We start from the raw sequence: 20,510 nt of genomic DNA, 5'->3' as shown, positions 1-20,510 counted from the left end.
CGGCTCCGCGTATTACTTCTTCGCTGGCGCGGCAGCCTTGCCAGCGTTCGGGTCGAGTTCCTTGGTCATGTCAGCCAGCAGCTTGTTGACCACCGGTACAGCGCTTTCCAGCTTCTGCTGGGTCAGCTGGGCCGACTGCTGGGTAACCTGCGGCATTTTTTCCAGGACTTTCTTGCCCAGTGGCGACTGATAGAAGGCTACCAGGTCCTTGAGCTCGCTTTCGCTGAAGGTACTGGTGTAGAGCTTGACCATGTCGGGCTTGAGCTTGTTCCAGCCGATGGCCTGGTCGAGGGCCGCGTTGGCCTTGGCCTGGTAGCTGTCGAGCACGGATTTTTTCGAGGCCGGGGCCTTGGTCTGCTCGAAACGCTGGGCAAACATCTGTTGCACCTGCATGTAGACCGGGGTGCCAAGCTTGTCAGCGTGCGCCATCATGAGGAATTTTTCAGCACTGGCGTTGTGGCTGGCGGTATCGGCAAGCACCTGGCCGCTGGCGCAGACCAGCGCAACAGCAGTGCAAAGGGCGCGAAGACGGGTCATCGTAATTCCTTCATTAGACAGACGAGGTAGTACCCCAGAGTAGAGCATTCTGCGCCGACTCGGGCACAGCACTCAAGTGGGTCGACGAGCGTTGGAACCGCTGCGACAAAAAGGGACCTAAACTGCGAATTCAGACCACAAGGGAGTGTTCACAGCATGAGCCGTATCGAAACTGACAGCCTGGGGCAGGTCGAAGTTCCTGACCAGGCCTACTGGGGTGCCCAGACGCAACGCTCACTGATCAACTTTGCCATCGGCAAGGAGCGCATGCCACTGGCTGTCCTGCACGCTCTGGCGATGATCAAAAAAGCCGCTGCACGGGTCAACAACCGCAACGGAGACCTGCCGGCGGACATCGCCCGGCTGATCGAACAGGCCGCCGACGAGGTACTCGATGGCCAGCTGGATGATCAATTTCCACTCGTCGTCTGGCAGACCGGCAGTGGCACCCAGAGCAACATGAACGTCAATGAAGTGATCGCCGGGCGCGCCAACGAACTGGCGGGTAAAGGCCGGGGCGGCAAGAGTCCGGTGCACCCCAACGATCATGTCAACCGCTCGCAGAGTTCCAACGACTGCTTCCCGACCGCCATGCACATCGCTGCCGTCCAGGCGGTCCAGCACAAGCTGCTGCCGGCCATCGCCGAGCTGTCGTCGGGGCTGGCGGAACTTTCGGTGCGTCACCAGCACCTGGTCAAGACCGGCCGCACCCACATGATGGATGCCACGCCGATCACCTTTGGCCAGGAACTCTCGGCCTACGTGGCGCAACTTGACTACGCCCAGCGCGCCATCCGCTCGGCCTTGCCGGCGGTGTGCGAGCTGGCCCAGGGCGGTACCGCGGTCGGTACCGGGCTGAATGCCCCGCACGGTTTTGCCGAGGCCATCGCCGCAGAGCTGGCCGCCCTCTCCGGCTTGCCTTTTGTGACTGCGCCAAACAAGTTCGCCGCCCTTGCCGGGCATGAGCCGCTGACGACCCTGGCGGGCGGTCTGAAGACTCTGGCAGTGGCCCTGATGAAGCTGGCCAATGACCTGCGCCTGCTCGGTTCCGGCCCCCGCGCCGGGATTGCCGAAGTGCGTCTGCCGGCCAACGAGCCGGGCAGCTCGATCATGCCCGGCAAGGTCAATCCGACCCAGTGCGAGGCGCTGTCGATGCTGGCCTGCCAGGTGCTGGGCAATGACACGGCTATCGGCTTTGCCGCCAGCCAGGGTCACCTGCAATTGAACGTGTTCAAGCCGGTGATCATCCACAACCTGCTGCAGTCCATCGAGCTGCTGGCCGACGGCTGCAGCAACTTCCAGCAGCACTGCGTGGCAGGCATCGAAGCGGATGCCGAACAGATGGCGGCGCACCTGGAACGCGGGCTGATGCTGGTTACCGCGCTCAACCCGCACATCGGCTACGACAAGGCCGCGGAAATCGCCAAGAAGGCCTACAGCGAAGGCCGCACGTTACGCGAGGCGGCCCTGACCCTGGGTTACCTGACCAACGAAGAGTTCGACCAGTGGGTACGCCCGCAAGACATGCTCGAACCCGGCAAGAAAGGCTGAGTCACCGGGCCTAATGCTGTTCATTTAGGTGGGAGCGAGCTTGCCTCGCGATGCGATTTGCCTGACAAAACGCAATCGCGGGGCAAGCCCGCTCCCACCGGGCTTGTCCCGCTTCCCTTAAGTGAACAGCATTAGAGTCACCGGGCCAGGCGTATGCGCCTGGCCCGCCAGCCGGCCATGATCGACGGGCCCAGCGCGGTCAGCGCCGAGCCCAGTACCACCACCAGTGCGCCGATGTAACCCAGAGTATTGATCTGTTCGGCGTGCACGTAGTCAGGCCAGAACCAGGCCGCCAGGGCTACGGCAACAAAGGTAATCAAGTGCGTGATCGCCAGGGTGGCGCTGACCTTGGAAGCTTCCCAGTGGGCCAGCGCTTCGGCGAAGGCGCCATAGGCCACCAGGGTATTGAGGCAGCAGGCGAGCAACAGCCAGCCTTGCAGCGGCGTCAACTGCAGCGCTTCCAGCGGATGCACCCAGGGCGTCAGAAGCACGGCGCAGCACAGGTAGATGACCATCATCACCTGCATCGAATTCCACACCGTCAGCAACTGCTTCTGGCTCAGGGCGTAAAACACCCAGATGGTGGTTGCCAGGACAATGGTCAGCACCCCCGTGGTGTAGACGCTCAGAGAGGTCAACAGCTCGTCCAGGCGCTGGTTGAAAAACAGGCCGAAGCCCAGCAGCAGGATAACCAGACCTACCCCTTGGCCGAGGCTGAAGCGCTCCTTGAACAGGAACACGCTGGCCACCAGCAGCAGTACCGGCCCAAGCTGCACAACCAGTTGCGCCGTGCCGGGGCTGAGCAGGTTCAGGCCCATCAGATACAGCACATAGTTGCCGACCAGTCCGCCGGTGGCCAATGCCACCAGGCCCCAGCCCTTGCGCCCGAGCTTGTTGAACGACGGCAAGCGCTTGCTTGCCGCGAGCCAGGCCAGCAGCAGGCCACCAGAGACCGACAGACGAAACCAGGTCACGGTGATCGGGTCCATCACCTGCAGCACCTGTTTGAGCTTGATCGGCAGGATGCCCCAGAGCAACGCGGTCAACAGCGAAAGTGAAAGGCCATAGACCCAGCGTCCGGAAGAAATATGCATACCAGCCTCAAAAGCCCTGTGGTGGGGGGAGACTGGATTCTACGGGCTGGGTGGCCGGGGCCGACAGGTACAATTGCGGAAAAGATTTCGGTATTTCATTCCTTTTCCGCGGGGCAAGCCCGTTCCCACCGGGATCTCACCCCTCCGGTGGGAGCGGGCTTGCCCCGCGATCGGACCTTACTTCTTGTCCTTCTTGAACGCCGCCTCCAGCGCATCATTGATGGTTCGCAGCACCTTGACCCGGGCCCAGCGCTTGTCGTTGGCTTCAACCAGCGTCCAAGGCGCGATCTCGGTACTGGTGCGGTCGACCATGTCGCCCACCGCTTCGGCGTACAGCCCCCATTTTTCGCGATTGCGCCAGTCTTCTTCGGTGATCTTGAAGCGCTTGAACGGGATCTGCTCGCGCTCCTTGAAGCGCTCGAGCTGGGTTTGCTCATCGATCGACAACCAGAACTTGACCAGCACCACCCCGGCATCGGTCAGCTGTTCTTCGAAGTCGTTGATCTCGCCATAGGCACGCATCCAGTCAGCCTGACTGCAGAAACCCTCGACCCGTTCGACCAGCACCCGACCATACCAGGAGCGGTCAAACACGGTGAACTTGCCCCGCGCCGGAACATGCCGCCAAAACCGCCACAGGTATGGTTGCGCACGCTCTTCTTCAGTGGGCGCGGCAATCGGTACGATGCGGTATTGACGTGGGTCCAGCGCCGCGGCCACGCGGCGGATGGCGCCGCCCTTGCCCGCGGCATCATTGCCTTCGAACACCGCCACCAGGGCATGACGACGCATGCGTTTGTCACGCAGCAAGCCGGCCAGACGTGCTTGCTCGGTGATCAGTTGCTCCTGGTAGTCGTTCTTGTCCAGGCGCAGGGTCATGTCCAGGCTGCCCAACAGGCTGCGCTGGTCGATGCTCTGGCCCAACGGTGCAATATTGGCCTGGTGAACCGGCGCATGCTGGACCTTGAGCGCCGCCTGCAGGCCCTCAAGCAAAATGCGTCCGACCGCCAGGCTGCGGTAATGCGGGTCCACCCCTTCGATTACATGCCAGGGCGCGTAATCGCGGCTGGTCTGGCGTAGCACCCGTTCGCCGAAGCGCACGAAACGGTCGTAGGTTTCCGACTGCTGCCAGTCCAGCGGGCTGATACGCCAGCTGTGCAACGGGTCGTCCTTGAGCGCCTTGAGCCGGGCTTTCATCTGTTTCTTCGACAGATGGAACCAGAACTTGAAAATCAGCGCGCCTTCGTCACAGAGCATTTCTTCCAGGCGCTCGGCACCGCGAATGGCCTGGTCGAGTACGGCATCCTTGAACTGGCCATGCACCCGGCCTTGAAGCATCTGGCTGTACCAGTTGCCGAAAAACACGCCAATCCGCCCCTTGGCCGGCAGTGCGCGCCAGTAGCGCCAGGCCGGTGGCCGGGCAAGCTCCTCGTCGGTCTGCTGGTCGAAGGTGCGCACTTCGATCAAGCGCGGATCCATCCACTCGTTGAGCAGCTTTACCGTCTCGCCCTTGCCGGCGCCTTCAATGCCGTTGATCAGCACAATCACCGGGAAACGCGCCTGCTGCTTGAGTTCGAACTGCGCCTCGAGCAAAGCCTCACGTAGCGCTGGAACTTCAGCGTCATAGGTTTCTTTGTCGATGGCGTGACCAATTTCAGCGGATTCGAACATACCAGGCTCCCTACTTGGATAAGCAAGACTAGCGGATCCGGGTAGACTTTGTCCGGGTAAGCTAAAATGCCGCTCTAGACATGCCTGAGCCGACCATGACCGAAGTTACCCACTACGCCCAGATCGACTGGGACGACCAGGGCCGCCCCCACTCACGCCAGTTCGATGACATCTATTTCTCCAAGGACCAGAGCCTGGAAGAAACCCGTCATGTGTTCATCGACCAGAATGACCTGCGCCAGCGCTTCAGCGCGATGCTGCCCGACCAGTGCCTGGTGATCGGTGAAACCGGCTTCGGCACTGGGCTGAACTTTTTCTGTGCCTGGCAGCTGTTCAGCGAATGCGCCGCCCCTGACGCCCGCCTGCATTTCGTCAGTGTCGAAAAGTACCCGCTCAGCCGCGCCGACCTCAGCCGCGCCCTGGCCCTGTGGCCGGAACTGGCGCCGTTCAGCACGCAGCTGCTGGCGCAATACGTGGCGGTACATGAAGGTTTCCAGAGCTTTGTCTTCGAGCACGGCCGGGTACGCCTGACCCTGATGATCGGTGATGTCCTCGAGCAATTGCCGCAACTCGACGCCGCCATCGACGCCTGGTTCCTCGACGGTTTCGCCCCGGCGAAGAACCCGCAGATGTGGACCCCGGAGCTGTTCACCCAGATCGGTCGCCTGTCTGCCGCCAATGCCACCCTGGGCACCTTCACCAGCACCGGCTGGGTGCGCCGCGGGCTGATCGCCGTGGGCTTTGAGATGAAGCGCATTCCTGGCATCGGCAAGAAATGGGAGGTGTTGCGCGGGGTCTTTCGTGGCACGCCCGAAGCGCTTGCAGCACCGGCTCCGGCCGCGCCCTGGTTCGCCCGCCCCGCCGCCCTGCCCGGCCCGCGCCAGGCCCTGGTGATCGGCGCCGGCCTGGCCGGTTGCGCCACCGCCGCGAGCCTTGCCGCCCGCGGCTGGCAGGTCAGTGTGCTGGAGCGCCATGCGACGCCGGCGGCCGAGGCCTCGGGTAACCCGCAAGGGGTGCTCTACCTCAAACTTTCGGCCCATGGCACAGCCTTGTCGCGGCTGATCCTCAGCGGTTTTGGCTACACCCGACGGCTGCTTGAGGCCCTGCAGCGTGGCCGTGACTGGGACGGATGCGGCGTTTTGCAGCTGGCCTTCGACGCCAAGGAAGAACAGCGCCAGGCGCTGCTGGCCAATGCCTTCAACCCGCAGCTGCTGACGCCGCTGGACCGCGAACAGGCGCAAGCGCTGGCCGGCGTCGCACTGGCCAGCGGCGGCTTGTTCTACCCGGAAGCCGGCTGGGTGCATCCGCCAGCGTTATGCCAGGCACAACTGCAGCACCCGAACATTACCTTGCTGACGCATCATCAGGTGCTGCAGCTGCGCAAGGTCGATGGTCTTTGGCAGGCCTGGGAAAGCGAAAAATTCCTCGCCAGCGCACCGCTGGTGGTACTCGCCACCGCTGCCGAGATCCAGCGTTTCGAGCCCTGCGCGAACCTGCCGCTCAAGCGCATACGCGGGCAGATCACCCGCCTGCCCGCGACCGCGCAAAGCCAGTCGCTCAATACCGTGGTCTGCGCCGACGGTTACGTCGCGCCCGCGCGTGGCGGCGAACATACCCTGGGCGCCAGTTTCGACTTTCACAGTATCGATCTGACCCCTACCGCCGGTGAGCACATCGGCAACCTGCGCCTGCTCGAAGAGATCTCCAGCGACCTGGCCGAGCGCCTCGACACCCACCGCATCGACCCGCACACCCTGGAGGGGCGGGCAGCCTTTCGCTGCACCAGTCCCGATTACCTGCCCATCGTCGGCCCGCTCGCCGACCAGCAGGCATTCAATCAGCACTACGCAGTGCTGGCCAAGGACGCCCGCCAGGTGCCCGAGACGTCCTGCCCCTGGCTTGAAGGCCTGTACATCAATAGCGGCCACGGCTCGCGCGGGCTGATCACCGCGCCGTTGTCGGGTGAATTGATCGCCGCCTGGGTCGACAACGCACCGCTGCCGGTACCGCGCAGTGTCGCTGAAGCCTGTCACCCGAATCGGTTCATGCTGCGCGAACTGATCAGGGGCAAGAAAGGCCGAAGCTGACCCCGAACTATCCCACTCGGCCAGGACAGGTTTCGCGTAACATAGCTGCACACTTCACCGAACCTGTCCTGCATATGCTGATCCCCTACGAGCAACTGGAAGCCGAAACCCTCACCCGCCTGATCGAGGATTTCGTCACCCGCGACGGCACCGACAACGGCGACGACACCCCGCTGGAAACCCGCGTGCTGCGCGTGCGCCAGGCCCTGGCGAAAAAGCAGGCGTTCATTCTTTTCGACCTCGAAAGCCAGCAGTGCCAACTGCTGGCCAAGCACGACGTACCGAAAGAACTATTCGACTGATCAGCCCGCATCCTTGGCCAGTTGCTCGACGATGCGCCGATAGATTTCTGCCCGGTGCACTTCGATTTCGCGGGGTGCGCTGATGCCAAAGCGCACCACATTGCCCTCCACCGAGAGCACCTTGACCTTGATGTGCTCATCAATGGCGATGACTTCGCCTACTTCGCGTCCGATTACCAACATGCTCCGATCCTCCACAACGCTGAGAATTCGGAGACTGCACGGGGTGTCAGAGCGCAGCAATGCTCCGCCAGTCAAATAGACCGATCCCACTAAAGCCGACGAATTTGCCTACAGATTTTCGTCGTTTTCACATACTCAGGCGCTCTGCAACCGCGGCCCCAAGACAATGATGCTGGCCCCCAGCACACAGAGCAGCGCGCCGATCCAGTCGCTGCCCAGCGGTCGCGCCCGTTCGACCAGCGCCAGCCACAGCAACGAGGTGACGATGTAGATACCGCCATAGGCGGCGTAGGCGCGCCCGGCATAGGCGGCCTCGACACGGGTCAGGATCAGCGCGAACAGGGTCAGACTGAGCAGCGCCGGGGCAATCCACCAGCCGCTCTTGCCCAGCCGCAACCACATGTAAAAGGCATAGCAACCGGCGATCTCGAAGACCGCCGCGAGGAAAAACCACAGGTAATTGATCACGCCAGAGAGCCCGTTTTACATGAAAAGGGGCCTAGGATAGCGGATCAACTGTTGATGGGTGCGAGCAACTGACCCCGGTGGGAGCGGGCTTGCCCCGCGATCGCGGTGTGTCAGGCACATCGTATCGCGGGGCAAGCCCGCTCCCACCGGAAAATCTGTTTAAGCCTGCGCCGGTTTCGCCTTGGCGCGCATTTTCTCGGCCATGCTGGCCATCTCGTCGTAGATCAGCTGCGGGTTGCGTTGCTTGAGCTGCCAGGCTTCACGGCCCTGCTCATGGGGCAGGATCAGGAACTGACCTTCTGCGACCTGCTGGTAGATATAGCCGGCAATATCGGCGGCGCTGATCGGCGAGCTTTCCAGCAGCTTGCCGACCTGGGCTTTCATCGCCGGCGTCGGGCCACGGAACGAGTCCAGCAGGTTGGTCTGGAAGAACGATGGGCACACCACGTGCACCGCCACTTGCTGTTGGCGCAATTCAATCAACAGGCTTTCCGAGAGGGCCAGAACACCCGCCTTGGCGACGTTGTAATTGCTCATCGCCGGCCCCTGCATCAAGGCCGCCATCGAAGCGATGTTGATGATCCGTCCCTTGCTGCGTTCAAGCATCGGCAGGAACGCCTTGCAGCCCTTGACCACGCCCATCAGGTTGATCGACAACTGCCACTCCCAGTCTTCCAGCGACAGTTCACCAAAGAAACCGCCAGAGGCCACACCGGCATTGTTGACGATCACATCGATGCCGCCGAACTTCTCTTCGCAGGCCTGGGCCAGGGCGGTCAGCTGGCTGTAGTCGCGTACGTCACAACGCTGCACGAAACCCTCGCCGCCAGCCTCGCGCACCAGCGCCAGGGTTTCGCGCAGGCCTGCCTCGTTGACATCAGCCAGGGCCAGACGCCAGCCCTCGCGCGCCCAGCGCAGGGCGATCTCGCGGCCCAGACCCGAGCCGGCTCCGGTAATCATGATGCGGTTGTGCATGGTGGCACGCCTTGTTCTGCCAGTGGATATGAGCGGCAGAATAGCCGAGCCGACGGCCACCCTGAGCAACGATCAAGGCGCTGAATGAGCAGGCATGCGCACAGGCTTCAGTGGGAGCGGGCTTGCCCCGCGATTGCGTTTTGTCAGTTACATCGCATCGCGGGGCAAGCCCGCTCCCACCAAGTGAAGACAACTGCTGACGGAGCCCGGCCGCACAGCGATGAAATTGAATCTTTGCACCGCTGCATTGGTCGCAACTGTAAGCGGCCAGCATTGAGGCCCTTATCCTCGAACCACTGAAGGATTCAACCATGACCACGATCCTCATCATCATTCTGATCCTGCTGCTGGTCGGTGGCTTACCGGTCTTCCCTCACTCGCGCAGCTGGGGCTACGGCCCGTCCGGCATTATCGGCGTGGTACTGGTGGTCCTGCTGGTGTTGCTGCTGCTAGGGATGATATGAACCCGGCGGATCCGTTGCGATCCGCTCGGCCAGCTGCGTTTCCAGGCGTTGCAGGGCTACCCGCAACGCCTGGACATCGCGGCGCAGGTGCGCGGCCTCCAGCGGTCTGGATTCGCAGGTAAGTTCCACTTGCTGACAAGCCCTGATCACGCCTTCGGCACGGGCAATCCTCGCGCCCCCCTTGATCCGGTGCGCCAACTGCGCAAGTGCCGGTGGATCATTGACCAGTGCTTCCAGGCGCCGCAGGTCTTGCTGGTTGCTGCTGCGCAAATCGGCAAGCAGCGCCTTGAACGCCGCCTGGTCATTGCCGACCAAGCGCAGAAGATGGCGCAGATCCAAGAGCTGCATAGCCTCCTGTGGCGTAGTTTCAGGCTGATACAGCGCCAGCGCTCGCACCAGCTCATCCAGCCCGAGCGGCTTGAACAGGCAGTCGTCCATGCCGACCGCAAGGCAGCGCTGACGCTCGCTCTCCAGCGCATTGGCGGTCAGGCCGATGAGCCGGCACGCCGGCCTGCGGTTGCGTCGCTCATGCAAGCGGATCGCCCGGGCCAGGGCATGGCCGTTCAGGCGCGGCATGTTGCAGTCACTGATCACCACATCAATGTGTTCCTTGAGCCACAGCCGCAAGGCCTGGGCACCGTCTTCGGCGACCCGTGCCTGGTGCCCCAGGTACTCCAGCTGCTGTGCCAGCAACAGGCGATTGGGCGGGTAATCATCGACCACCAGTACCCGCAGGCGCACGCCCGCCGTAGCCACTTGCGCCGCTGGCAGCGCCTGCCCCTGGTGTCCGGCGGGCGGACGCGCGAGGTCGAACAGGATCTCTACCCGTGTGCCCTGCCCCAGCACACTGTGCAGCGCCATCCGCCCGCCCATCATCTCGCACAGGCTGCGGCTGATACCCAGGCCCAGCCCGGTGCTGCAGCGCGGCGACTGACGCTGGTTACTGGCCTGGCGAAACGGTTGACCAAGCCCGGCCAGCTCGGCCTCGGCGATGCCAATGCCGGTGTCCTCGACCTGTAGCTCGACAGCCAATCGCTCACCCACCGCCTGCGCGTGCAGACTGACGCGAACATGACCCTGAGGGGTGAACTTGATGGCATTGCTCAGCAGATTGGCCAGCACCTGCTTGAAGCGCACAGGGTCGAGCATCACCTCGGCATCCACCGCGCCGTCGGCCTCCAGACGCAGCGCCAGGCCTTTGCTGCGCGCCTGCTGCTCGAACAGTTGCACCACCCGCGCCACTTGTTCGCGCAGACGCACCCGCTGGGGTGCCAACTGCAACTGCCCGGCCTCGATGCGGGTGATGTCGAGCACATCGCCAATCAACTCCAGCAGACCACCCGCCGCATCGGCCGCCACCTCAATCGCCAGGCGATCAAGTACGCCCTGCTCGGCCTTGCGCTGAGCCAGTTCAAGCATGCCCAGCACGGCATGCAAGGGGGTGCGGATCTCGTGGCTCATGGTGGTGAGAAACTGCGTCTTGGCCTGGTTGGCCGCATCAGCCTCAGCCTTGGTGCGCCGCAACTCGACCTGCAGACGGCGCAGGTAGCGGATCCACAGCGAGGCCAGGAGCAGCAGAGCCAGCACCACAGCGAAGCCCAGCAGGATCCGCTGGCGGTAGCGCTGCCAGTCGCCATCGGCAACGATCAGCGGATTGCGCCAACGCCGCATCAGCACATCGGTCTCACGCGGCGTGAGGCTGAGCAGGGCCTTGTTGAGGATCGACTGCAGCTCGATCGCTCCACTGTTGCTGGCCAGGGCGAAGTGCGCCGGTGGCAGGGCCAGGCTGGCACTGACCTGCAAACGCCCAGGGTACCAGCGGGCGATCAGCGGGCGGGCGGCGTCGAGGCTCAACACGGTGGCTGCCGCCTCACCGCGGGCCACCGCCTTGAGAGCGGCCACCGGGCCAGCCACGGGCAATTGCTGGATCTGTGGATAGCGCTGGCGCACAAGCTCGGCCAGGGCACTGCCGTTGACCAGCGCCAGCGTGCGGCCCTGCAACTGCTCCAGGCTGGTCGGCGCCTGAACTTCATCGCGGCTGACCAGCACTCTCGAGGCACTGAGGTAAGCACGGCTGAACACCAGTTGCTGCTCACGCAGCGGACTGTGAGGCAGGCCGGCGATCACCTGCGCCTTGCCCTGGTGCAGTTGCGCGATCATCCGCTCGACACTGCCACCGGTCCGCACCTCGAACTGCAGGCCGGTACGCCGAGCAATCAATTGCAGGACATCCAGGCTCAACCCGCGCAACTGGCCCTTGCCATCGCGAAAGCTCAGCGGCAGCAACTGTTCGTCGACCAGCACCGTCACCGTCGGATTGTTGCGCAGCCAGCGTTGCTCGGCGGCACTGAACTGCAGCGGCTCGGGCTTGTGCCCGGTGCCAGCCATCGGGCTCCAGCGCTCGCCGATCCGCGCCTGCTGGCGCTCGCTGAGGCTGGCCAGCGCCGCGTCCACCAGGCGTGGCAGCGGCCCGCCGTCTTCAAGCATGGCAAAGCCTATGCCTTGGCTTGGCAAGGCGGCATCGCCGATCTCCTCGACAGCCGCCAACTGGCTGCGGCCCAGCACGTAGCGACTGCCCAGGGCATTGCCGAGAAAGACATCGGCATGGCCAAGCGATACGGCAGCCAGGGCGCTGAAGCGCGACGGATGCAGTTGCAGGCGGGCCAGCGGGAACTGCTCGCGCAGCTGCTCAGGGGAACGGTAGCCTTCGACCATCGCCAACCTGAATTCGTCCTCGCGCCCAATAAGCGTGCCCCCTTCCTCCTGGGCAATCAGCAACGGACGATCTTCGGCGTAGGCGCGCGACAGGTGCAAACCCGCCTCCAGCGCCTGTTGTGCCGACACCGAGCCGAGCAGGTCGATCGCCCCCGCGCGCAAGGCCGCTACCGCCTCGGCGAAAGAGGCGTAGGCATGCACCTCGACCTGCAGGTGCAATTGTTCGGCGATCAGCCCGGCATAGTCGGCCGTCAGGCCCTCGAACACCTGGCCGGTGCCGAGGATGTCGAACGGCGGGTTGTCCCGCTCGATCACCCCCAGGCGCAGTTGCCGCCGCTCCCATAACCAGCGCAGTTCGGCGCCGTCCGGCTCCGGCCGCGGGCTATCGAGCGTAGCCCGTGAGTGCAGGATCGGCGCAGCCTGGCCTGGCGCCGGCACCAGGCCGCACAACAGTGCCAGCAGCAGGACACGCGTCAACACGAGCCGACGCGGCTTATATGAGCAGGTTGCGGCGAGCGAGGTCAGCCAGGTCGATCAACGAACTTACCCTGAGTTTTTCCAGCAGGCGACTCTTGTAGGTGCTGATGGTCTTGTTGCTCAGCAGCATGATTTCGCCGATGGCTTTATTGCTCAGTCCGCGTGCCAGGTGCTGCAGGACCATCAGCTCGCGGTCGCTGAGACGGGCAATGCAATGCGCCTCGCTGGCGCGCAGGTCCTGGTGATGCACCGAACTCAGGGCCACCTCGGGAAAGTAGGTGTAGCCGGACATCACCGCATGCACCGCCTTGCACAGCTCGCCGAGGTCGTCGGTTTTCGACACGTAGCCCACGGCACCGGCCTGCATGCAGCGCAGCGAATAGGCTTCGGCCAGTTGTGAAGTCAGCACCAGGGCTTTGGCCGGACGTGGCATGGCCCTGATCCTGGCGATCACCTCGAGGCCGTCCAGCCCGGGCATGGCGATGTCGAGGATGATCAGGTCCGGGGCCTGCTCACGCGCCAGGCGCAGCGCATCGATGCCGTTGTCGGCCTGGCCGACCACCTCCAGCTGCTCCTGGCGCAGCAGCATGCAGACCGTGGAACGGATGAAGGGGTGGTCGTCGACCACCAGGGTTCTATACATGGCTGGCCTCGTGTGGACTAAAGCTCGGCATCGAACACCACCGTGACCTGGCCGGTGTAGGTGCTGCCGGCGTGGGCGAGCATGGCGCGCACGTCGTCCTTGCCGACTTCGAAATGCAGTTGGCCGGGGCGGTTGAGGGTAGTTGTCACCGCGTCGAACTGCAGAGCCTGTACACGTCCGGTGGGCAGAGGCAAGCGTTCGACCGGCCTGCCTTGATACTGAATACCTGCGGGCAGGCTCAGGGCGAGCTGAACCGGTACTTGATCGCCATTGTCCGTCCGTAACCCACACAGCATGCCCACGTCGTACTGGCATAATTTGTAGACCTTGAACGGCCCGGTCGACGACAGCTTGAACGGCAGGTCGCGATACAAACGTTGCGGGACTGCGCCCCCCGACAACCAGTTCTGCCACCCACCACGTGGCTCCAGCACGGCGCGGTCCGAGCCGGGAGGAAAATCAAAGAAAAAAGCGTGCTGGACATCAAGCACGAAATTTATGGTCAAGCTATTGCCGTTGAGCTGACTGACGCCATTGCCGAAATCGAAGTCTCCTCCCGGGCCGATGGTGTAGGTTGCACTGCCTCGGTAGATGCCAGGCTTCATTCGATAAGGCGCTGGCATGATCAGGTTATAGGACACCCCCATGTCGACAGCGGTGACAACTGCGTGGTAGTCAGGCTGGGCACGGGTGTTCCTTGAGTAACAGGCAGCGGGAGATTGAGGCGTTGTCACCTCCCATATAAAACCCACCCAAGGCGGATTCGCAAAAGTAGCCGCTTTGGTGCAGCCGCCCGCCAATACTGAATTGTATACCGGGCTGTTGGAGTACGGTGGGCCGCTGGTTCTCTGGCTCACCGCAGTGAATTCGAAATCCAGGGTATGAGACTCCCCGCCTTGATCACGAAAAACATCGACCTGCCGTCGGCCGGGAAGCTTCATGTAATACTGGTCGCGTATATCGGCTTCAATCACATCCTTGACGTAAGTGATAGGCAGGTCGACCACTTCACGATTCCTGCAAAAGCTCGCCCATCGTTCACAGAAGGCTGCTGGAGGCGTGGTGTTTTCGAATTTTGCTGAAGCTCCTCCCACGTACCGCGCCGAAATGGTTGCCTCCAGTGCGTCAGCGGCAGGCACCATCAGCATCGTCACTCCGGCTAAAAGCATGCACCGGAGCTGCTTGAAGCAGTTCATCGAGCTCATCCTTCCACCACCATATCCTTGCGCTCGCCACCCTCATGCAGCTCGAACTGATGCACCTTGCCCACCTGCCCCTCGAACTGCCGGCTGCGTCCTGGCAGCAAGTGGTGCTTGGTCGCCGGTTCACAGCCTTGGGCCGGCGCCTGACACTGGCGGAAATGGTCGAGCACCACGGTGCTATTGCCTTCATTGACTACCGTCAGCTGGCCAGCCTGGCGGCGCACCGGGGTCTGGAAGCGGCTCTCGGCAGGCCGCACGAACAACAAGGTGCCATAGCCCGCCAGCAGGTTGACCCCGGCCTTGAGGCTGTCGCGGTACTGCTCGGCTTCCTGCTCGTTGACGGCAAAGCCATCGCCGGTTTCCGGCAGCACCGGTATAAAGCGCAAGCGAAAGTAGCGCTCGCTGTCACGCGGGCCGCGATACAGCAGGCGCACGGCCTGCATGCCCTGGGCCGGGACGATCAGGCGCGCCGGGCTGGCAATCAGACCCCGCTGCTCCAGGGGCAGGCCGTCGGTGTCGACTTCGCGGGCCACGCCGTTGGCGTCGTAGACCAACTCGGCGACGCTGACCTTGACGAAGGCCGTGCTGTTACCGCCGTTGCGCACCCGTTTGAGCAGGGTGCTTTTGCCGCCGTCCAGGTAGTCATGCAAGGCGCCGACATTGAGTTCCGGCGCCGCATGCAGGGCCAGTGGAGCGGTCAGTAACGCCAGGGCAATCAGGCGAAGGATGTTCATCTTGTCAGTCTCCTTACAGACACAACGAGAGTAGTGACACGGCGCGGTCTGTGGCTATGCCTGCAGTCGCGGGACTTTTCCTAAAACAGAAGAGGATTTTTCCTAAGTTTTTTTTTGCCGCTGCCGGACTCAGCCTCGACCTTTGGCCAGGTCCCCCTCTGCCCTTGCCAGGCTGTTTGCATTGCAGATCTGGTCCCCGGCCAGCAGCACGTTGTCCTCGCGTTCAAGCCGCTGCGGGTCCAGGGCCAGCAGGCAGACCGGCGCACCTTGCTGGCGGATCTCCAGGGTCGGCGTCGACTCGCTCATCTCCACCGCGAAAAAGCCATCGGCTTCGCTGACCGTGCGGCTGGCGTGGTTGATCACCTGGGCACCGCGCATGGGCCGGCCCTGGCTGTCAAACAGGCGGCCAATCACCGTCACCGTGCGCAACACGCGCAGCTGGCGATACTCGATGCCGCCGCGGTTGAGGTGATAGTCCACGCTGGAAGGCTGGATCACCGCCGCAGTGGCCTCGCTGCCGTCGAAATCGAACTGCACGTGGCCGGCCTTGTAGGCGCCAACGGGGATGACATTGCGCCCTGGGTGCAAGGTCGCAGAGCTGCCACCGGTGCTGTCGGCACGTAGCTTGAGGTCGTCCAGGTCGGTCTCGACGTCGACGATCAGCCCGGCCTGGTGCGGCAGGTACTGCCCACTCACCGCCGCCTTGCCAGCCCCCACCGCAAGCAGGCTTTCAAGGTTCACGCCGCCGTTGAACGCGCCGTTGTAGGACGAGCGCTGCACATAGGCATCGCCATGCAGCACCTGGCTTTCGAACTGGGTGTCGCCGCCCAGGCCGACGCCATAGCGGTCGGCACTGGCGCTCATGCCGACGTTGCGCAACGCCCCGAGGTCGACATCCTGCTGGTAGGCCAGCGAGGCATTGAGGTCGCGCCCGCCGTCACGCGAGGTGCGGCTGCCGAGACTGGCGGAGAGCCGTCGCCCGCTGCCGCCGCCGAGGCTCATGCTCATACTCAGGTTGACCCCACGGCTGCGCGCGTCACCGGTGCCAGCGGTGCCCGGGCGGTCGAACAGCGACAGGCGCCAGTTAGCGTCCGAGCCGAGCAGGCGGCCGTAGTACGACCAGCCCAGGTCGATGCCCGTGCCTTCGCTGGCGCCGCTGCTGTGCGACAGGCGCAAGGACGCGCTATTGCGCGGGTCGAGACGGTGATTGAGCGACAGCGATGACTGACTCAGGCGCTGCTGGAACGACGTATCCTGAGCCGTGCGCGGGGGTGCCAGCCAGGAGCGGCTGTGGCTGGCCACCAGCGAGCCGTTGTCGTAGCTGTGGATGGCCTGCAGGTCATAGCCGTTGCCATGGCCCTGAGCCTGGAACAGGTTGGCGTAAAGCTTGAAACGGTCACGCACGTCCCAGTCCAGTGAGGTGCCGTACTGCATGGCTTCATCGATGCGCTGGGCGGACAGGCCGAGAATCGCCCGGGGATGCACCAGGTAGTTGGCCAGCACGCCAGCGCTGAGGCTGTCGTCATGGTCGCGGTCCCAGTTGCTCAGCAGGCTGCTCTGGCGGCCAAAGAACAGGTTGTAGCGCCACGGCGCATCGGTACTGCGCCAGTTGCTGGGTTTATAGATGAAGGCTTGGCTGCGCGAAGTCACCTGGCTGTCCTCAACCAGGCGGATCTCGACTTCATAGATACCGCCGGGCAGTACCGTGGTATCCAGGGTCTGCAGACCCGGCTGCACTGCCTGACTGTTGATCAGCACGCCATTGCGGTAGATCTCGGCCACGGCCGGGCGATCGGGGGTGACGTAGATCGGCGTGGCGCTGGGCGCGCCGCTGTCGACCATCAGGCTGTCGCTGCTGCCGAACATCACGCCCAGGGTGGTGTCGGCGCTCGCCCCCATCAATCGCGGCTGACGGGTCAGGCCCTGGGCGCTGGGGGTGAAGTAGCCGAGACGGTAGAAATGTTCTTCGACCAGGCGCTCGGTGTACAGCTGGTCGAGGTGGTAACGGGTGTCTTGCTGGCTGTCGCTGCCACGGTCGAGCTGGCCGTCGGCCAGGGTTGTCCAGTTGCCCAGGCTGCCTTGGCCTTGCAGGGCGTAGCGGCCACTGGTGCCGCGTTCGTCGCTGACCAAATTGAGCTGGTTGCGCAGCAGCAGGCCGTAGCTGCCCTGCTCGGGCAGACGATGAAAGCGCTCGCCCAGGCCACCGGCCTCGGCGCTGTCGGTCAACAGCGACAGCTGTGAATTGACCAGGCTGTAGTGCACGGCGCGCAGGCCGTCCGGGCAATCCTGCAGGCAATCGCCCAGTGGCCGCCCGGCGAGCAGGCGTTCGCGCCAGCGGCGGCGCAGACTTTCGGGTTCGAGGCTTTCCTGGGTCTCAGTGAATTCGAGTAACTGCACGCGCTGATCGCGGCTCAGCACGACCATGGCATCGCCCAGGTAGCGACCGTCCAGGTCGACCCGCACGGCCAGCGGCACGTCGAAAAAATGTGCTTCGAAATCCCGCGGCAGCCCCTCGATCCGTCCCAGGGTGCCTGGCACGGGGTTGGCCAGCACGGGCAGCGCGGCCAGGCAGGCAGCCACCGACAGCCAACGGCGCAACGAAGCGGTGATGGTGTGATTGTTCAACATGAGCGTCGCTTGCATGGGATACCCACCCTCCCCCGGCAAGCGCCAGGGGCAAGGGCAGGCAACAACGGATGGGCTAGCTGAGGGTGACGCCTATCAAGGCGCGGTTTCGAAGATCATGCTGACCAGCCCCTGATAGCTACCGGGCTCATAGCCGGTGCCGGGTGCCGCCTGGGCCTCCACCTGGAAGCCGATGGTCGCGCCGGGCGCGGCCTGGGCAGCACTGACGACTTCGGCACTGGTGGTGCTGAGCACGGTATCGCCGACCTTGACGTTCAGGCCGATGTTGTGGGTACCGCTGGCGATGACCGCAGGCGACACCAGGTAGGCGGTGATCGGGCCGACGGTGCTCTTGACCTGCAGTTCCTTGCGGATCGGATCGAGTTTGGCCTGATACGAGTTCCAGGCCATCTCCTGCGGGTCGTTCATCCAGTTGCCGCCTACCGGCTCGACGAAGAAGGCATCGGTCGGCACCTGGGCGGTGACCTGCACCTGTTTCTCGATCGGGTCGATGGCATAGGCCGAAGCTGCGCACAGCACAGTCAGGGGAAGGGCAAGTAACGTACGTTTCACGAATGAATTCTCCTTGAAGGGGTCGATACCTGACCGGTGTTGCCCGGTCAGTGAGGAGAATTATTCGGGGTTGGCTCGTTTCGAAGAGTAAGACCGGTCCGAGCGATCTTCGGAAATTTCCCAGCGACAGCAGAGGGCCATTAGCTGGTGTGATCAACTGGAAAACGATCGCGGGGCAAGCCCGCTCCCACCGGGACCGGTGGGAGCGGGCTTGCCCCGCGATTTGTACTCAGTTATCAGTGCGAGACTGCGCCACTGGCCCCCAAACCGGTCTGCGAGCGAACGAACTGCGGGAAGAACAGCGCACGTTCTTTATCAGCCGCCTGGGACTTGTCAGTGATCGAGAAGAACCAGATCCCTGCGAAGGCAATCAGCATCGAGAACAGCGCCGGGTACTCGTACGGGTAGATGGCTTTTTCGTGACCAAGGATCTGTACCCAGATGGTCGGGCCGAGCACCATCAGTGCCACCGCACTGACCAGCCCCATCCAGCCGCCGATCATGGCGCCACGGGTGGTCAGCTTCTTCCAGTACATCGAGAGCAGCAGTACCGGGAAGTTGCAGCTGGCGGCAATCGAGAACGCCAGGCCGACCATGAAGGCGATGTTCTGGCTTTCGAACAGGATACCCAGACCGATCGCCAGTACCGCCAGGGCAATGGTGGTGATCTTCGAGACGCGGATTTCATCCTTCTCGTTGGCCTTGCCTTTCTTGATCACGCTGGCGTACAGGTCGTGGGACACCGCCGAAGCACCGGCCAGGGTCAGGCCGGCCACTACTGCCAGAATGGTCGCGAAGGCTACCGCCGAGATGAAGCCGAGGAACACGCTGCCGCCGACGGCATTGGCCAGGTGTACCGCAGCCATGTTGTTGCCGCCGATCAGGGCGCCAGCAGCGTCCTTGAACTCAGGGTTGGTGCTGACCAGCAGGATTGCGCCGAAGCCGATGATGAAGGTCAGGATGTAGAAGTAGCCGATGAAACCGGTCGCATACAGCACGCTTTTACGGGCTTCCTTGGCGTCGCTAACGGTGAAGAAGCGCATCAGGATGTGCGGCAGGCCAGCGGTACCGAACATCAGCGCCAGGCCCAGGGAGAAGGCCGAGATCGGGTCTTTGACCAGACCACCCGGGCTCATGATCGCTTCACCTTTAGGGTGAACATCGATGGCCTGGGAGAACAGCGCGTTGAAGTCGAAGTTGACGTGTTTCATCACCATCAGCGCCATGAAGCTGGCACCGGAGAGCAGCAGCACGGCCTTGATGATCTGTACCCAGGTGGTGGCCAGCATGCCGCCGAACAGCACGTACAGGCACATCAGGATACCGACCAGGATCACCGCGACGTGGTAGTCCAGACCGAACAGCAGCTGAATCAGCTTACCGGCGCCGACCATTTGCGCGATCAGGTAGAACGCCACCACCACCAAGGAGCCGGAGGCCGACAGGGTGCGGATTTCTTTCTGCCCGAGACGGTACGAGGCAACGTCGGCAAAGGTGTATTTACCCAGGTTGCGCAGGCGTTCGGCGATAAGGAAGAGAATGATCGGCCAGCCGACCAGGAAGCCGATCGAGTAGATCAGGCCGTCGTAGCCGGAGGTGAACACCAGGGCGGAAATACCCAGGAAGGAAGCTGCCGACATGTAGTCACCGGCAATCGCCAGACCGTTCTGAAAACCGGTGATACGCCCGCCGGCGGCATAGTAGTCGGAGGCGGAGTTGTTACGTTTGGACGCCCAGTAGGTGATGCACAGGGTGGCACCGACGAAGGCGACGAACATGAGGATCGCCGCGACGTTCAACGGTTGTTTGTGCACCTCGCCGGTGAGGGCGTCGGCGGCCCACACGGCAGGTGCGAAGATGCCGAAGGCCAGGGTTGCCAGAAGACGCCGGATCATTGCTGTGCCTCCTTGAGAATCGCTTTGTTCATCTCATCGAACTCACCGTTGGCGCGACGCACGTAGATCGCAGTCAGCACGAACGCCGAAAGGATCAGACCGACACCGAGGGGAATCCCCCAGGTAATCGACGAGTCAGGGCTGAGCCTGGTACCCAATACATGCGGACCATAGGCGATCAACAGGATGAAAGCGGAGTAGAGGCCGAGCATGATCGCCGAGAGAATCCAGGCGAAACGTTCGCGTTTTGACACCAGCTCCTTGAACCGCGGGCTGTTTTGTATCGAGAGATAAATGCTGTCGTTCATTGTTTT

General features: G+C 63.1%; 18 protein-coding genes. 4 read left to right on the top strand and 14 right to left on the bottom strand.

Going from position 1 to position 20,510, the window contains the following annotated elements:
* Positions 1-12: 12 nt before the first annotated feature.
* Complete coding sequence (locus tag PSAKL28_RS06965) at positions 13-537, bottom strand: DUF2059 domain-containing protein (protein WP_038608281.1); 525 nt, start codon at positions 535-537, stop codon at positions 13-15.
* 156 nt (positions 538-693) lie between these two features.
* Between PSAKL28_RS06965 and PSAKL28_RS06960 the strand changes: the two genes are divergently transcribed.
* A complete protein-coding gene (locus PSAKL28_RS06960; protein WP_038608279.1) occupies positions 694-2,088 on the top strand; it encodes a class II fumarate hydratase in 1,395 nt (464 codons plus the stop codon).
* 137 nt (positions 2,089-2,225) lie between these two features.
* On the opposite strand, the gene PSAKL28_RS06955 is transcribed toward PSAKL28_RS06960, so the two are convergent.
* Entirely contained in the window at positions 2,226-3,182 is a 957-nt protein-coding gene (locus PSAKL28_RS06955) for a DMT family transporter (RefSeq protein WP_038608277.1), read from the bottom strand.
* A gap of 177 nt (positions 3,183-3,359) precedes the next feature.
* Positions 3,360-4,853 carry a polyphosphate:AMP phosphotransferase gene (gene pap, locus PSAKL28_RS06950; protein WP_038608275.1) on the bottom strand — a complete coding sequence of 498 codons (1,494 nt, stop codon included), beginning with the start codon at positions 4,851-4,853 and terminating at the stop codon, positions 3,360-3,362.
* 95 nt (positions 4,854-4,948) lie between these two features.
* On the opposite strand from pap, the gene mnmC reads away from it, so the two are divergent.
* Together mnmC and PSAKL28_RS06940 are read left to right on the top strand one after the other, a co-directional pair.
* Entirely contained in the window at positions 4,949-6,940 is a 1,992-nt protein-coding gene (gene mnmC, locus PSAKL28_RS06945; protein ID WP_038608273.1) for a bifunctional tRNA (5-methylaminomethyl-2-thiouridine)(34)-methyltransferase MnmC2/FAD-dependent 5-carboxymethylaminomethyl-2-thiouridine(34) oxidoreductase MnmC1, read from the top strand.
* Between the two features lie 74 nt (positions 6,941-7,014).
* Positions 7,015-7,242, top strand: coding sequence for a YheU family protein (locus PSAKL28_RS06940; protein WP_028943652.1), 228 nt, complete (start codon positions 7,015-7,017; stop codon positions 7,240-7,242).
* Here the strand turns inward: PSAKL28_RS06940 and csrA are convergent, their stop codons facing one another.
* The 3 genes from csrA to PSAKL28_RS06925 all read right to left on the bottom strand — a co-directional run bounded on the left by csrA (position 7,243) and on the right by PSAKL28_RS06925 (position 8,868).
* Positions 7,243-7,425, bottom strand: coding sequence for a carbon storage regulator CsrA (gene csrA / locus PSAKL28_RS06935; protein WP_038608271.1), 183 nt, complete (start codon positions 7,423-7,425; stop codon positions 7,243-7,245).
* Positions 7,426-7,560: 135 nt separating this feature from the next.
* Positions 7,561-7,893, bottom strand: a complete 333-nt coding sequence (locus tag PSAKL28_RS06930) for a YnfA family protein (protein ID WP_038608269.1) — start codon at positions 7,891-7,893, stop codon at positions 7,561-7,563.
* A gap of 159 nt (positions 7,894-8,052) precedes the next feature.
* The gene (locus PSAKL28_RS06925) at positions 8,053-8,868 is read right to left on the bottom strand and encodes an SDR family oxidoreductase (protein ID WP_038608267.1); all 816 of its coding nucleotides are present in this window, start codon (positions 8,866-8,868) and stop codon (positions 8,053-8,055) included.
* Positions 8,869-9,179: 311 nt separating this feature from the next.
* Here PSAKL28_RS06925 and PSAKL28_RS26745 point away from each other — a divergent pair, with 311 nt between their 5' ends.
* Positions 9,180-9,332, top strand: coding sequence for a DUF3309 family protein (locus PSAKL28_RS26745; RefSeq protein ID WP_038608265.1), 153 nt, complete (start codon positions 9,180-9,182; stop codon positions 9,330-9,332).
* On the opposite strand, the gene PSAKL28_RS06915 is transcribed toward PSAKL28_RS26745, so the two are convergent.
* The 8 genes from PSAKL28_RS06915 to PSAKL28_RS06880 form a co-directional block, all read right to left on the bottom strand.
* Positions 9,318-12,527: a transporter substrate-binding domain-containing protein gene (locus PSAKL28_RS06915; protein WP_038608263.1), complete on the bottom strand. Its 3,210-nt coding sequence runs from the start codon at positions 12,525-12,527 to the stop codon at positions 9,318-9,320. The two genes, PSAKL28_RS26745 and PSAKL28_RS06915, sit on opposite strands and share 15 nt — an antisense overlap.
* 13 nt (positions 12,528-12,540) lie before the next feature.
* A complete protein-coding gene (locus PSAKL28_RS06910) occupies positions 12,541-13,167 on the bottom strand; it encodes a response regulator transcription factor (RefSeq protein WP_038608261.1) in 627 nt (208 codons plus the stop codon).
* Between the two features lie 17 nt (positions 13,168-13,184).
* Complete coding sequence (locus PSAKL28_RS27965) at positions 13,185-14,363, bottom strand: hypothetical protein (protein WP_038608259.1); 1,179 nt, start codon at positions 14,361-14,363, stop codon at positions 13,185-13,187.
* Positions 14,364-14,368: 5 nt separating this feature from the next.
* Positions 14,369-15,103 (bottom strand): fimbrial biogenesis chaperone, encoded by a 735-nt coding sequence (locus tag PSAKL28_RS06900; protein ID WP_038608257.1) that lies wholly within the window; start codon positions 15,101-15,103, stop codon positions 14,369-14,371.
* A gap of 129 nt (positions 15,104-15,232) precedes the next feature.
* Entirely contained in the window at positions 15,233-17,746 is a 2,514-nt protein-coding gene (locus PSAKL28_RS06895; RefSeq protein WP_257011862.1) for a CS1-pili formation C-terminal domain-containing protein, read from the bottom strand.
* 78 nt (positions 17,747-17,824) lie between these two features.
* Positions 17,825-18,301, bottom strand: coding sequence for a CS1 type fimbrial major subunit (locus PSAKL28_RS06890; protein ID WP_038608253.1), 477 nt, complete (start codon positions 18,299-18,301; stop codon positions 17,825-17,827).
* A 236-nt stretch (positions 18,302-18,537) separates the two neighbouring features.
* Positions 18,538-20,196 (bottom strand): cation acetate symporter, encoded by a 1,659-nt coding sequence (locus tag PSAKL28_RS06885; protein ID WP_038608251.1) that lies wholly within the window; start codon positions 20,194-20,196, stop codon positions 18,538-18,540.
* Positions 20,193-20,504: a DUF485 domain-containing protein gene (locus PSAKL28_RS06880; protein WP_038608249.1), complete on the bottom strand. Its 312-nt coding sequence runs from the start codon at positions 20,502-20,504 to the stop codon at positions 20,193-20,195. Before PSAKL28_RS06880 ends, PSAKL28_RS06885 begins: the two co-directional genes overlap by 4 nt.
* Between the last annotated feature and the right edge of the window lie 6 nt (positions 20,505-20,510).

This window comes from Pseudomonas alkylphenolica, from assembly GCF_000746525.1.
Classification (GTDB): Bacteria; Pseudomonadota; Gammaproteobacteria; order Pseudomonadales; family Pseudomonadaceae; genus Aquipseudomonas; species Aquipseudomonas alkylphenolica.
Note: the sequence above shows the minus strand (reverse complement) of the source record. Positions and strands in the feature narration are given on the sequence as shown.

Coding starts and splice junctions, on each gene's coding strand:
- PSAKL28_RS06965 (WP_038608281.1), bottom strand. CDS start 537: ATGACCCGTCTTCGCGCCCTTTGCACTGCTGTTGCGCTGGTCTGCGCC.
- PSAKL28_RS06960 (WP_038608279.1), top strand. CDS start 694: ATGAGCCGTATCGAAACTGACAGCCTGGGGCAGGTCGAAGTTCCTGAC.
- PSAKL28_RS06955 (WP_038608277.1), bottom strand. CDS start 3,182: ATGCATATTTCTTCCGGACGCTGGGTCTATGGCCTTTCACTTTCGCTG.
- pap (WP_038608275.1), bottom strand. CDS start 4,853: ATGTTCGAATCCGCTGAAATTGGTCACGCCATCGACAAAGAAACCTAT.
- mnmC (WP_038608273.1), top strand. CDS start 4,949: ATGACCGAAGTTACCCACTACGCCCAGATCGACTGGGACGACCAGGGC.
- PSAKL28_RS06940 (WP_028943652.1), top strand. CDS start 7,015: ATGCTGATCCCCTACGAGCAACTGGAAGCCGAAACCCTCACCCGCCTG.
- csrA (WP_038608271.1), bottom strand. CDS start 7,425: ATGTTGGTAATCGGACGCGAAGTAGGCGAAGTCATCGCCATTGATGAG.
- PSAKL28_RS06925 (WP_038608267.1), bottom strand. CDS start 8,868: ATGCACAACCGCATCATGATTACCGGAGCCGGCTCGGGTCTGGGCCGC.
- PSAKL28_RS26745 (WP_038608265.1), top strand. CDS start 9,180: ATGACCACGATCCTCATCATCATTCTGATCCTGCTGCTGGTCGGTGGC.
- PSAKL28_RS06910 (WP_038608261.1), bottom strand. CDS start 13,167: ATGTATAGAACCCTGGTGGTCGACGACCACCCCTTCATCCGTTCCACG.
- PSAKL28_RS27965 (WP_038608259.1), bottom strand. CDS start 14,363: ATGAACTGCTTCAAGCAGCTCCGGTGCATGCTTTTAGCCGGAGTGACG.
- PSAKL28_RS06900 (WP_038608257.1), bottom strand. CDS start 15,103: ATGAACATCCTTCGCCTGATTGCCCTGGCGTTACTGACCGCTCCACTG.
- PSAKL28_RS06895 (WP_257011862.1), bottom strand. CDS start 17,746: ATGCAAGCGACGCTCATGTTGAACAATCACACCATCACCGCTTCGTTG.
- PSAKL28_RS06885 (WP_038608251.1), bottom strand. CDS start 20,196: ATGATCCGGCGTCTTCTGGCAACCCTGGCCTTCGGCATCTTCGCACCT.
- PSAKL28_RS06880 (WP_038608249.1), bottom strand. CDS start 20,504: ATGAACGACAGCATTTATCTCTCGATACAAAACAGCCCGCGGTTCAAG.